This is a genomic window from Pseudomonas sp. HLS-6 TE3448, assembly GCF_053629555.1.
On record NZ_JBRJIO010000001.1, the window covers coordinates 3,076,546 to 3,089,778 of the forward strand.

The 13,233-nt window shown below is 58.0% G+C and carries 10 protein-coding genes; 9 read left to right on the forward strand and 1 reads right to left on the reverse strand.

Features of this window, described 5'->3' with window-relative positions:
• Positions 1-66: 66 nt before the first annotated feature.
• The gene (gene gltA, locus AB7M23_RS14230) at positions 67-1,356 is read right to left on the reverse strand and encodes a citrate synthase (protein WP_065759455.1); all 1,290 of its coding nucleotides are present in this window, start codon (positions 1,354-1,356) and stop codon (positions 67-69) included.
• Between the two features lie 350 nt (positions 1,357-1,706).
• Here gltA and sdhC point away from each other — a divergent pair, with 350 nt between their 5' ends.
• The 9 genes from sdhC to sucD all read left to right on the forward strand — a co-directional run bounded on the left by sdhC (position 1,707) and on the right by sucD (position 13,038).
• On the forward strand, positions 1,707-2,093 hold the full coding sequence (sdhC, locus tag AB7M23_RS14235) for a succinate dehydrogenase, cytochrome b556 subunit (RefSeq protein WP_176717419.1): 387 nt from the start codon (positions 1,707-1,709) through the stop codon (positions 2,091-2,093).
• Entirely contained in the window at positions 2,087-2,455 is a 369-nt protein-coding gene (gene sdhD, locus AB7M23_RS14240) for a succinate dehydrogenase, hydrophobic membrane anchor protein (RefSeq protein ID WP_065759454.1), read from the forward strand. The genes sdhC and sdhD overlap by 7 nt, the downstream gene beginning before the upstream one ends.
• Before the next feature lie 3 nt (positions 2,456-2,458).
• On the forward strand, positions 2,459-4,231 hold the full coding sequence (gene sdhA, locus AB7M23_RS14245) for a succinate dehydrogenase flavoprotein subunit (protein ID WP_454241112.1): 1,773 nt from the start codon (positions 2,459-2,461) through the stop codon (positions 4,229-4,231).
• A gap of 11 nt (positions 4,232-4,242) precedes the next feature.
• Positions 4,243-4,947 (forward strand): succinate dehydrogenase iron-sulfur subunit, encoded by a 705-nt coding sequence (locus tag AB7M23_RS14250; protein WP_065759452.1) that lies wholly within the window; start codon positions 4,243-4,245, stop codon positions 4,945-4,947.
• 245 nt (positions 4,948-5,192) lie between these two features.
• Positions 5,193-8,024: a 2-oxoglutarate dehydrogenase E1 component gene (locus AB7M23_RS14255; RefSeq protein ID WP_099774012.1), complete on the forward strand. Its 2,832-nt coding sequence runs from the start codon at positions 5,193-5,195 to the stop codon at positions 8,022-8,024.
• Positions 8,025-8,066: 42 nt separating this feature from the next.
• Positions 8,067-9,284 carry a 2-oxoglutarate dehydrogenase complex dihydrolipoyllysine-residue succinyltransferase gene (odhB, locus tag AB7M23_RS14260; protein WP_454241113.1) on the forward strand — a complete coding sequence of 406 codons (1,218 nt, stop codon included), beginning with the start codon at positions 8,067-8,069 and terminating at the stop codon, positions 9,282-9,284.
• Between the two features lie 93 nt (positions 9,285-9,377).
• Entirely contained in the window at positions 9,378-10,814 is a 1,437-nt protein-coding gene (gene lpdA, locus AB7M23_RS14265; protein WP_065759449.1) for a dihydrolipoyl dehydrogenase, read from the forward strand.
• A 176-nt stretch (positions 10,815-10,990) separates the two neighbouring features.
• Entirely contained in the window at positions 10,991-12,157 is a 1,167-nt protein-coding gene (gene sucC / locus AB7M23_RS14270; protein WP_065759448.1) for an ADP-forming succinate--CoA ligase subunit beta, read from the forward strand.
• Positions 12,157-13,038, forward strand: coding sequence for a succinate--CoA ligase subunit alpha (sucD, locus tag AB7M23_RS14275; RefSeq protein WP_065759447.1), 882 nt, complete (start codon positions 12,157-12,159; stop codon positions 13,036-13,038). Before sucC ends, sucD begins: the two co-directional genes overlap by 1 nt.
• Positions 13,039-13,233: the final 195 nt, after the last annotated feature.

Consider the following 13,233-nt stretch of genomic DNA (forward strand, 5'->3'; position numbering starts at 1 on the left):
CTTCACGGGAACAAAAAAGGCTGCCCGAGGGCAGCCTTTTTTGTGTTCAGCGCTGCAGGGCAGGGCTTACTTGCGGTCGGACAGCTTGACGATGTCGCGTGCTTCGTAGCCGGTGTACAGCTGGCGCGGACGGCCAATCTTGTACGGGCTGGAGAGCATTTCTTTCCAGTGCGAGATCCAGCCGACGGTGCGTGCCAGGGCGAAGATCACGGTGAACATGCTGGTCGGAATGCCGATCGCCTTGAGGATGATCCCCGAGTAGAAGTCGACGTTCGGGTACAGCGAGCGCTCGATGAAGTAAGGATCGGTCAGGGCGATCTCTTCCAGGCGCATGGCCAGTTCCAGCTGCGGATCGTTGGTGATGCCCAGCTCGCGCAGGACTTCATCGCAGGTCTTTTTCATCACGGTGGCGCGCGGGTCGCGGTTTTTGTAAACGCGGTGACCGAAGCCCATCAGTTTGAACGGATCGTTCTTGTCCTTGGCCTTGGCGATGAACTTGTCGATGTTCGAGACATCGCCAATTTCATCGAGCATGGTCAGTACGGCCTCGTTGGCGCCGCCGTGGGCAGGGCCCCACAGTGCAGCGATACCGGCGGCAATACAGGCGAACGGGTTGGCGCCCGAGGAGCCTGCCAGGCGCACGGTGGAGGTCGAAGCGTTCTGCTCGTGGTCGGCATGGAGGATGAAGATCCGGTCCATTGCCTTGGCCAGTACCGGGCTGATCGGTTTGATCTCGCACGGGGTGTTGAACATCATGTGCAGGAAGTTTTCCGCATACGACAGGTCGTTGCGGGGGTACATCATGGGTTGACCCATGGAGTACTTGTAAACCATCGCCGCCAGGGTCGGCATTTTCGCGACCAGGCGTACCGCGGAGATTTCGCGGTGCTGCGGGTTATTGATGTCCAGCGAGTCGTGATAGAACGCCGACAGGGCGCCAACCACGCCGCACATGACCGCCATTGGGTGCGCGTCGCGACGGAAGCCGTTGAAGAACGACTTCAGTTGCTCGTGAACCATGGTGTGGTTTTTCACGGTGCTGACGAACTGGGCCTTCTGCTCGGCGTTCGGCAGTTCGCCGTTCAGCAGCAGGTAGCAGGTTTCCAGGTAGTCGGATTGCTCGGCGAGCTGTTCGATAGGGTAGCCGCGATGCAGCAGGATGCCCTTGTCGCCATCAATATAGGTGATCTTCGACTCGCAGGATGCGGTCGCCATGAAACCGGGGTCGAAAGTGAAGTGACCCGTGGCCCCCAACCCTCTAACGTCGATAACATCGGGACCAACGGTGCCGGTTAAAATGGGCAGCTCGACGGGGGCTGCGCCCTCGATGACCAACTGCGCTTTTTTGTCAGCCATGTGGCCTCCTATTAATGCTTGAAATCATCAGACAGACCCCCCACGCAGGGCCCGCACCACTATAGTGAGATAAATTCGAATGTCAATTTGCCTAAAGCACGGTTGTAAAGGGCTCTGGGCGCTGTTTTTCCTCGAAATTGCTGCCCATTTACGCCTTTTGTCGGGTAAAGGCAATGAGCTATTTGGGCTAGGCCTTTTCGTTGTCATTAGTAGCCTAACTGTCTATACTCGGCACCCGACCGCCAGGGGCTTTGAAGCCTGTGTTGCTGGGGTCGTCACTCCCTGGGTGGTGGGTACCTGACCAGTACACTTACCAACAACTTTGCCCTGCTTGCTAGGGGCTCTTCAGTGTGAAAAAAGCCGTGAAAAGCCAACGACCTGTAAACCTCGACCTAAGGACCATCAAACTCCCTGTCACTGCTTACACGTCCATTCTTCACCGCATCTCCGGTGTCATCCTTTTCCTGGGCCTGGCCATCATGCTTTATGCATTGGGCAAATCCCTGGGTTCCGAGGAAGGCTTCGGCGAGGTGAAAGCGTGTTTGACCAGCCCGCTGGCCAAGCTTGTGATTTGGGGTCTTCTGTCCGCCTTGCTGTATCACTTGGTTGCCGGTGTGCGCCACTTGATCATGGATATGGGCATCGGTGAAACGCTGGAAGGCGGCAAACTGGGCTCGAAAATTGTCATCGCCGTCTCCGTGGTGGTGATTGTTCTGGCAGGAGTGTGGATATGGTAACCAACGTCACGAACCTCTCGCGTTCGGGCCTCTATGACTGGATGGCGCAGCGCGTTTCTGCGGTCGTTCTCGCGGCTTACTTCATTTTTCTGATTGGCTACCTGGTCGCGCACCCGGGAATGGACTACGCCCAGTGGCACGGTCTGTTCTCCAACAATGCGATGCGTATCTTCAGTCTGCTGGCACTGGTGGCTCTGGGCGCTCACGCCTGGGTCGGCATGTGGACCATCGCGACGGACTACTTGACGCCAATGGCGTTCGGCAAGTCGGCGACTGCAATACGTTTCCTGTTCCAGGCTGTATGCGGTGTTGCGATGTTCGCGTACTTCGTCTGGGGTGTGCAGATTCTCTGGGGTATCTGATTCATGGCTAACATTCCTACGATTTCTTTCGACGCCATCATCATTGGTGGTGGCGGTGCCGGCATGCGCGCTGCGCTGCAGCTGGCTCAAGGTGGTCACAAGACTGCTGTAATCACCAAGGTCTTCCCGACCCGCTCGCACACTGTATCGGCCCAGGGTGGTATCACCTGTGCAATCGCTTCGGCTGACCCGAACGACGATTGGCGCTGGCACATGTACGATACCGTCAAGGGTTCCGACTACATCGGTGACCAGGACGCTATCGAATACATGTGTCAGGAAGGCCCGGCTGCGGTCTTCGAGCTGGATCACATGGGCCTGCCGTTCTCCCGTACTGAAACCGGTCGTATCTACCAGCGTCCGTTCGGTGGTCAGTCCAAGGACTTCGGTAAAGGTGGTCAGGCTGCACGTACCTGTGCTGCTTCCGACCGTACCGGTCACGCACTGCTGCACACCCTGTATCAGGGCAACCTGAAGGCAGGCACCACCTTCCTGAACGAGTGGTATGCCGTTGATCTGGTCAAGAACCAGGACGGCGCGTTCGTCGGTGTGATCGCGATCTGCATCGAAACCGGTGAAACCGTTTACATCCGTTCCAAGGCTACCGTACTGGCCACTGGTGGTGCGGGTCGTATCTACGCATCGACCACCAACGCCCTGATCAACACCGGTGACGGCGTTGGTATGGCTCTGCGTGCCGGTGTGCCGGTGCAAGACATCGAAATGTGGCAGTTCCACCCGACTGGTATTGCCGGCGCTGGTGTACTGGTTACTGAAGGTTGCCGTGGTGAAGGTGGTTACCTCATCAACAAGCACGGCGAGCGTTTCATGGAGCGTTATGCGCCGAACGCCAAAGACCTTGCCGGTCGTGACGTTGTGGCCCGTTCCATGGTCAAAGAGATCATCGCCGGCAACGGCTGTGGCCCGAATGGCGACCACGTGATGCTCAAGCTCGACCACCTGGGTGAGGAAGTGCTGCACAGCCGCCTGCCAGGTATCTGTGAGCTGTCCAAGACCTTCGCCCACGTTGACCCAGTGGTCGCGCCGGTGCCGGTCGTTCCAACCTGCCACTACATGATGGGCGGCGTTGCCACCAACATTCATGGCCAGGCCATCACCATGAACGCTGACGGTGCAGACACCATTATCCCGGGCCTGTTCGCGGTCGGTGAAGTGGCGTGCGTATCGGTTCACGGTGCAAACCGTCTGGGCGGTAACTCGCTGCTCGACCTGGTGGTATTCGGTCGCGCTGCTGGCCTGCACCTGGAAAAAGCCCTGAGCGACGGTATCGAATACCGTGACGCCAGCGATACCGACGTCGACGTCGCGCTGAACCGTCTGCGCAAGCTCAATGAGCGCAACACCGGTGAAGACGTTGCTACCCTGCGTCGCGAGCTGCAAAGCTGCATGCAGAACTATTTCGGTGTATTCCGTACTGGCGAATACATGCAGAAAGGTATCAAGCAGTTGGCTGATCTGCGTGAGCGTATCGCTAACGTCAAGATCAACGACAAGTCCCAGGCCTTCAACACCGCGCGTATCGAAGCGCTGGAGCTGCAGAACCTGCTGGAAGTTGCCGAAGCGACCGCTATCGCTGCTGAAACTCGTAAAGAGTCTCGCGGTGCTCATGCCCGTGAAGACTTCGAAGATCGCGACGACGAAAACTGGCTGTGCCACACCCTGTACTTCCCGGGTGAGAAAAGTGTCAAGAAGCGTGCAGTCAACTTCGCGCCGAAAACCGTGCCTGCTTTCGAGCCTAAAGTCCGGACTTACTAAGGGTGGCCGCCATGTTGCAAGTCGAAGTTTATCGTTACAACCCTGATACCGACTCTGCGCCTAAAACTCAGGTGTTCCAGGTCGATACCGGTGGCAAGGATCTGATGGTGCTGGACGTATTGGCACTGATCAAGGAACAGGACGAAGGTTTCTCGTATCGTCGCTCCTGCCGCGAGGGCGTTTGTGGCTCCGACGGCATGAACATCAACGGCAAGAACGGCCTGGCGTGCATTACGCCGCTGTCGTCGGTGGTCAAGGGCAACAAGCTGGTGATTCGCCCGCTGCCTGGCCTGCCAGTCATTCGTGACCTGGTCGTCGATATGAGCATCTTCTACAAGCAGTACGAGAAGGTGAAGCCTTACCTGCAGAACGACACGCCGGCTCCGGCCATCGAGCGTCTGCAGTCGCCAGAAGAGCGTGAGAAGCTGGACGGTCTGTACGAGTGCATCCTGTGCGCTTGCTGCTCGACTTCCTGCCCTTCGTTCTGGTGGAACCCAGACAAGTTCCTCGGTCCAGCTGCACTGCTGCAAGCCTATCGTTTCCTGGCTGACAGCCGTGACACCAAGACCCAAGAGCGTCTGGCGTCCCTGGATGACCCGTTCAGCGTGTTCCGTTGCCGTGGAATCATGAACTGCGTAAACGTTTGCCCGAAAGGTCTGAACCCGACCAAGGCAATCGGTCACGTACGTAACATGCTGCTGCAAAGCGGTACCTGATTTTAAAATGTTGTACCCGTAGTACGCCGAGGTGCGGGCCATTGCCCGCACCAAGGTGAAACCCGAGCGAAGGCCCAAAAAGCCCTAGCTTTTACCTATGAAGATATGAGACCAGCAGGGGCTTCCGGGCTGGTACCCGGAAAATCTGTAGGATCCTCGGTGGCTTGGTTCGGTCGCTGTACTCGGACTTTTCCAGGCTTTCTGTGGCTCTTGCCGATCTGTCCCCTAACCGAGGGTGACCAAGCATGCAAGAAAGCGTGATGCAGCGCATGTGGGATAGCGCCCACCTTTCAGGTGGTAACGCTGCATATGTGGAAGAGCTCTACGAACTCTACCTGCACGACCCTAACGCTGTGCCAGAAGAGTGGCGCACTTACTTTCAGAAGTTGCCCGCCGAAGGCAGCACTGCTACCGATGTATCGCACTCTACAATCCGCGACCATTTCGTTCTGCTGGCAAAGAACCAGCGCCGCGCTCAACCGGTTTCTGCCGGCAGCGTGAGCAGCGAGCACGAGAAGAAGCAGGTTGAAGTACTGCGACTGATCCAAGCCTACCGTATGCGCGGCCACCAAGCTGCCAAGCTCGACCCTCTGGGGTTGTGGCAGCGCCCTGCGCCTGTAGACTTGTCGATCAATCATTACGGCTTGACCAATGCCGATCTTGATACCACTTTCCGTGCCGGCGACCTGTTTATCGGCAAAGAGGAAGCGAGCCTACGCGAAATCTTCGACGCTTTGCAGCAGACATATTGCCGCACCATTGGCGCCGAGTTCACTCACATCGTCGACTCCGAGCAGCGCAGCTGGTTCCAGCAGCGTTTGGAGAGCGTACGTGGTCGCCCAGCTTTTTCTGCAGACGTTCAGAGCCACCTGCTCGAGCGCGTTACTGCAGCTGAAGGCCTGGAAAAATACCTGGGCACCAAGTACCCAGGCACCAAGCGTTTCGGCCTGGAAGGCGGCGAGAGCCTGATTCCGATGCTGGACGAGCTGATCCAGCGCTCCGGTTCCTATGGCACCAAGGAAGTCGTGATCGGCATGGCCCACCGTGGCCGCTTGAACGTTCTGGTCAACACCTTCGGTAAAAACCCGCGCGACCTGTTCGACGAGTTCGAAGGCAAGAAGAAGGTCGAACTGGGTTCCGGTGACGTTAAGTATCACCAGGGCTTCTCCTCCAACGTAATGACCGCCGGCGGTGAAGTTCACCTGGCCATGGCGTTCAACCCATCCCACCTGGAAATCGTCTCGCCAGTAGTGGAAGGTTCGGTACGCGCCCGTCAGGATCGCCGTAACGACAGCGTTGGTGACAAGGTTCTGCCAATTTCCATCCACGGTGACGCGGCATTCGCCGGTCAGGGCGTGGTCATGGAAACCTTCCAGATGTCGCAGACCCGCGGTTTCAAAACCGGCGGTACTGTTCACATCGTGATCAACAACCAGGTTGGTTTCACCATCAGCAACCCGCTGGACTCGCGTTCCACCGAGTACTGCACCGACGTCGCCAAGATGATTCAGGCGCCGATCCTGCACGTTAACGGTGACGATCCGGAAGCGGTCCTGTTCGTGACTCAGCTGGCTGTCGACTACCGTATGCAGTTCAAGCGTGACGTGGTCATCGACCTGGTCTGCTACCGCCGCCGTGGTCACAACGAAGCTGACGAACCAAACGGCACTCAGCCGCTGATGTACCAGCAGATCGCCAAGCAACGCACTACGCGCGAGCTGTATGCCGAGAGCCTGATTCAGGCCGGTCGTCTGGACGTCGAGCGCGTACAGGCCAAGGTTGACGAGTACCGCAATGCGCTGGATAACGGCCTGCATGTGGTCAAGAGCCTGGTCAAAGAGCCGAACAAGGAACTGTTTGTTGACTGGCGTCCGTACCTGGGCCATGCCTGGACTGCGCGTCACGACACTCGCTTTGACTTGAAGACCCTGCAGGAGCTGTCGGCCAAGTTGCTGGACCTGCCGGAAGGCTTCGTGGTTCAGCGTCAGGTTTCGAAGATCTACGAAGACCGTCAGAAGATGCAGGCCGGTGGCTTGCCAATCAACTGGGGCTACGCCGAAACCATGGCCTACGCGACCTTGCTGTTCGAAGGTCACCCAGTGCGTATCACTGGTCAGGACGTTGGTCGCGGCACCTTCTCGCACCGCCATGCGGCGCTGCACAACCAGAAGGACGCCAGCACCTATCTGCCACTGCAGAACCTGTATGCCGGTCAGCCGAAGTTTGACCTGTATGACTCCTTCCTCTCGGAAGAAGCGGTACTGGCCTTCGAATACGGTTACTCGACCACCACGCCTAACGCGCTGGTGATCTGGGAAGCCCAGTTCGGTGACTTCGCCAATGGTGCCCAGGTCGTTGTCGACCAGTTCATCACCAGCGGTGAGCACAAGTGGGGCCGTCTGTGCGGTCTGACCATGCTGCTGCCTCACGGTTATGAAGGGCAGGGGCCTGAGCACTCCTCGGCACGTCTGGAGCGTTACCTGCAGCTGTGCGCCGAGCACAACGTTCAGGTTTGCGTACCGACCACCCCGGCTCAGATCTACCACCTGCTGCGTCGCCAGGTCATTCGTCCGCTGCGTAAGCCGCTGATCGTCCTGACGCCGAAGTCGCTGCTGCGCCACAAACTGGCCATCTCGACGCTGGAAGAACTGGCCGAAGGCTCGTTCCAGACTGTAATCCCGGAAATCGATACCCTCGATCCGAAAAAGGTTACCCGCCTGGTTCTGTGCAGCGGCAAGGTCTACTACGATCTGCTGGAAAAACGTCGTGCCGAAGGTCGTGAAGACATCGCCATCGTGCGTATCGAGCAACTGTATCCGTTCCCTGAGGACGATCTGGTCGAAATCCTCGCGCCTTACACCAACCTGAAGGATGTGGTGTGGTGCCAGGAAGAGCCGATGAACCAGGGCGCTTGGTACAGCAGCCAGCACCACATGCGTCGCATCCTGACCCGTCACAACAAGGACCTGGTCCTTGAGTACGCTGGTCGTGACGCGTCGGCAGCACCTGCCTGTGGTTACGCTTCGATGCATGCCGAGCAGCAGGAAAAACTGCTGCAAGATGCTTTCACTGTTTAATGCCACCGCGCACAAGAAACCGAATTTAAGGAACCATTGATAATGGCTATCGAGATCAAAGCCCCTACTTTCCCGGAATCGGTTGCCGATGGCACCGTAGCCACCTGGCACAAGAAACCGGGCGACGCAGTCAAGCGTGACGAGCTGATCGTTGACATCGAGACCGACAAGGTCGTTCTGGAAGTGCTGGCCACTGCCGACGGCGTGCTGGGCGCTATCGTCAAGAACGAAGGCGACACCGTTCTGTCCGATGAAGTACTGGGTTCCATCACTGAAGGTGCTGCTGCCGCTGCTGCTCCGGCCGCTGCTGCCGCGCCTGCCCAGGCTGCTGCTGTCGAAGCTGGTGAAGAAGACCCGATTGCTGCGCCTGCCGCACGCAAACTGGCCGAAGAAAACGGCATCGACCTGGCCAGCGTTGCTGGCACGGGCAAAGGTGGTCGCGTTACCAAGGAAGACGTTGTAGCTGCCGTTGCTGCCAAGAAATCCGCTCCGGCCGCTGCTCCAGCTGCCAAGGCTGCTGCCCCAGCCGCTGCCGTACCGGTCATGGCCACTGGTGACCGCACCGAGAAGCGCGTACCGATGACCCGCCTGCGTGCCAAGGTTGCCGAGCGTCTGGTTGAAGCTCAGTCCAACATGGCGATGCTGACCACCTTCAACGAAGTCGACATGACCGAAGTCATGGCACTGCGTTCGAAGTACAAGGATCTGTTCGAGAAGTCCCACAACGGTGTTCGCCTGGGCTTCATGTCGTTCTTCGTCAAGGCTGCTACCGAAGCGCTGAAGCGTTTCCCAGCGGTCAACGCCTCGATCGACGGTAGCGATATCGTTTACCACGGCTACGCCGACATCGGTGTTGCCGTGTCCAGCGACCGTGGTCTGGTGGTACCGGTTCTGCGTAACGCCGAACTGATGAGCCTGGCTGAAATCGAAGGCGGCATCGCCACTTTCGGCAAGAAAGCCCGTGACGGTAAGCTGTCGATCGAAGAAATGACCGGCGGTACCTTCACGATCACCAACGGTGGTACATTCGGTTCGATGATGTCGACCCCGATCGTTAACCCGCCACAGGCGGCGATTCTGGGCATGCACAACATCATTCAGCGCCCAATGGCAATCAACGGTCAGGTCGTGATCCGTCCGATGATGTACCTGGCGCTGTCCTACGATCACCGTTTGATCGACGGTAAAGAAGCCGTGACCTTCCTGGTGACTATCAAAAACCTGCTGGAAGATCCGGCTCGTCTGCTGCTCGATATCTAAAAACAGCTGCTCGTTGCAAGGGGCCAGCTTCCTTACGGAAGCGGGCCTTCTTGCAGCCTGAAGCTTGTGGCTTGTAGCTAAAAGGAATCCTTTATGACCCAGAAATTCGACGTAGTAGTTATCGGTGCGGGCCCTGGCGGCTATGTAGCCGCCATCAAGGCTGCACAACTTGGTCTGAAGACTGCCTGTATCGAGAAGTACACCGACGGCGAAGGCAAGCTGGCCCTGGGCGGTACCTGCCTGAACGTTGGCTGCATTCCTTCCAAGGCGCTGCTGGACAGCTCCTGGAAATACCACGAAGCCAAGGACGCCTTCGGCGTTCACGGTATCACCACCGGCGAAGTGAAGATGGACGTTCCTGCGATGGTTGGCCGCAAGGCGAACATCGTCAAGAACCTGACCGGCGGCGTTGCTACCCTGTTCAAGGCCAACGGCGTTACTTCGATCCAGGGCCACGGCAAACTGCTGGCTGGCAAGAAAGTCGAAGTCACCAAGGCTGACGGCACCGTTGAAGTCATCGAAGCCGAAAACGTGATCCTGGCTTCCGGCTCGCGTCCGATCGACATTCCACCGGCTCCGGTTGATCAGAAAGTCATCGTCGACTCCACTGGCGCCCTGGAATTCCAGGCAGTGCCTAAGCGTCTGGGTGTTATCGGTGCTGGCGTTATCGGTCTGGAACTGGGCTCTGTCTGGTCGCGTCTGGGCGCTCAGGTTACCGTTCTGGAAGCGCTGGACACTTTCCTGATGGCTGCTGACACCGCCGTCTCCAAGGAAGCCCTGAAGACCCTGACCAAGCAAGGTCTGGACGTCAAGCTGGGTGCACGTGTGACTGGCTCCAAGGTCAACGGCGAAGAAGTCGAAGTGACCTACACCGACGCCAACGGCGAACAGAAAATCACCTTCGACAAGCTGATCGTTGCGGTCGGCCGTCGTCCAGTGACCACTGACCTGCTGGCAGCTGACAGCGGCGTGACCATCGACGAGCGTGGTTTCATCTTCGTCGACGACTACTGCGCTACCAGCGTACCGGGCGTCTACGCCATTGGTGACGTGGTTCGCGGCATGATGCTGGCGCACAAGGCGTCGGAAGAGGGCATCATGGTTGTCGAGCGCATCAAGGGTCACAAGGCCCAGATGAACTATGACCTGATCCCTTCGGTTATCTACACTCACCCGGAAATCGCGTGGGTCGGCAAGACCGAACAAGCCTTGAAGGCTGAAGGCGTTGAGGTTAACGTGGGCACCTTCCCGTTCGCGGCCAGTGGTCGTGCGATGGCTGCCAACGATACCGGTGGTTTCGTCAAGGTTATTGCCGACGCCAAGACCGACCGCGTACTGGGTGTACATGTGATTGGCCCAAGCGCCGCCGAACTGGTGCAGCAGGGTGCAATCGCGATGGAATTCGGCACCAGCGCCGAAGACCTGGGCATGATGGTTTTCTCCCATCCGACCCTGTCCGAAGCGCTGCATGAAGCCGCGCTGGCTGTGAATGGCGGTGCCATCCACGTAGCGAACCGTAAAAAGCGTTAAATAATAAGAAACCACGGCGGACGGCCCGTCGTGAGTCTTGCTTGCATGACTCACCGCGGAAAGTTCGCCGGACTCGAGTCTGGTGAGGCAACTTTCCAGGCAAGCAGTCACAGGTGGCGCGGCACCCGAAAGGGCGCAGCGCCGAAGCGCAGTACCTAACGAAGACGGTAAAAAGAATGAATCTTCACGAGTATCAGGGTAAGCAGCTGTTCGCTGAATACGGCCTGCCAGTTTCCAAGGGTTTCGCAGTCGATACCCCTGAAGCTGCAGCAGAAGCTTGCGAAAAGATCGGCGGTACCGAATGGGTTGTAAAAGCCCAGGTTCACGCTGGCGGTCGCGGTAAAGCGGGTGGCGTTAAGCTGGTTCGCAGCAAAGAAGACGCAAAAGCGTTCGCTGCACAATGGTTGGGCAAGCGTCTGGTGACCTACCAGACTGACGCCAACGGTCAACCAGTCACCAAGATCCTGGTCGAATCCTGCACTGACATCGCCAAGGAACTGTACCTGGGCGCTGTAGTCGATCGTTCGAGCCGTCGCATCGTGTTCATGGCGTCCACCGAAGGTGGCGTGGACATCGAGAAAATCGCTCACGATACCCCTGAGAAAATCCTCAAGGCTACTATCGATCCACTGGTTGGCGCTCAGCCATTCCAGGGTCGTGAACTGGCGTTCCAGCTGGGTCTGGAAGGCAAGCAGGTTGCTCAGTTCGCCAAGATTTTCACCGGTCTGGCCAAGCTGTTCAAAGACCATGACTTGGCACTGCTGGAAGTGAACCCGCTGGTGATCAAGGCCGACGGCGATCTGCATTGCCTCGATGCCAAGATCAACATCGACGCCAACGCCATGTACCGTCAGCCTAAGCTGAAAACCTTCCACGACCCGTCGCAAGACGACGCGCGTGAAGCCCATGCTGCCCAGTTCGAACTGAACTACGTGGCACTGGAAGGTAACATCGGCTGCATGGTCAACGGTGCTGGCCTGGCCATGGGTACCATGGACATCGTCAACCTGCACGGCGGCAAGCCAGCCAACTTCCTCGACGTAGGTGGCGGCGCAACCAAAGAGCGCGTAACCGAAGCGTTCAAGATCATCCTGTCCGACAGCAATGTCGCTGCAGTATTGGTCAACATCTTCGGCGGTATCGTTCGTTGCGACATGATTGCCGAAGGCATCATCGGCGCAGTGAAAGAAGTCGGCGTCAAAGTGCCGGTCGTTGTTCGTCTGGAAGGCAACAACGCCGAACTGGGCGCTAAAGTACTGGCAGAAAGCGGTTTGAACATCATCGCGGCAACCAGCCTGACCGACGCTGCTCAACAAGTTGTCAAAGCTGCGGAGGGCAAGTAATGAGCGTCCTGATCAATAAAGATACCAAAGTCATCTGCCAGGGCTTCACTGGCTCGCAGGGTACTTTCCACTCCGAACAAGCCATCGCCTACGGCACCAAGATGGTCGGCGGCGTGACCCCAGGCAAGGGTGGTACCACCCACCTGAACCTGCCGGTGTTCAACACCGTCAAGGAAGCCGTTGCTGCCACTGGCGCCGACGCTTCGGTCATCTACGTTCCAGCGCCTTTCTGCAAGGACTCGATCCTGGAAGCGGCGTTCGGCGGTATCAAGCTGATCGTCTGCATCACCGAAGGCATTCCTACCCTGGACATGCTGGACGCGAAGGTCAAGTGCGACGAACTGGGTGTTACCCTGATCGGCCCTAACTGCCCAGGCGTTATCACGCCGGGCGAGTGCAAGATCGGCATCATGCCAGGTCACATTCACTTGCCAGGCAAAGTCGGTATCGTTTCCCGTTCCGGCACCCTGACCTATGAAGCCGTCAAGCAGACTACTGACGCCGGTTTCGGTCAGTCCACCTGCGTTGGTATCGGTGGTGACCCGATCCCAGGCTCCAACTTCATCGACATCCTGAAACTGTTCCAGGAAGACCCGAAGACCGAAGCGATCGTCATGATCGGTGAGATCGGCGGTTCCGCTGAAGAAGAAGCTGCTGCCTACATCAAGGCTCACGTGACCAAGCCAGTGGTTTCCTACATTGCTGGTGTGACTGCTCCTCCGGGCAAGCGCATGGGCCATGCTGGTGCAATCATCTCCGGCGGTAAAGGCACTGCAGACGAGAAATTCGCTGCCCTGCAAGACGCTGGCGTGAAAACTGTCCGTTCGTTGGCGGACATCGGCAAGGCCCTGGCCGAGCTGACCGGTTGGGCTGTCAAGTAAGCTTCGGCTGACTGACTGCTTCAACCACAAAGGCCACCCTCGGGTGGCCTTTGTGCGTTCTGGGCGATGCGCTAGCGGCGGGGGATATCAATCCCGGCATTTCCAGACGACCTGCACATTCGCACATCGGACAGGCGCCCCTGCAGCCGTGCGTTTCCGGCGTAAATTCGTTAACCTATGCACTCATTTTGTGCC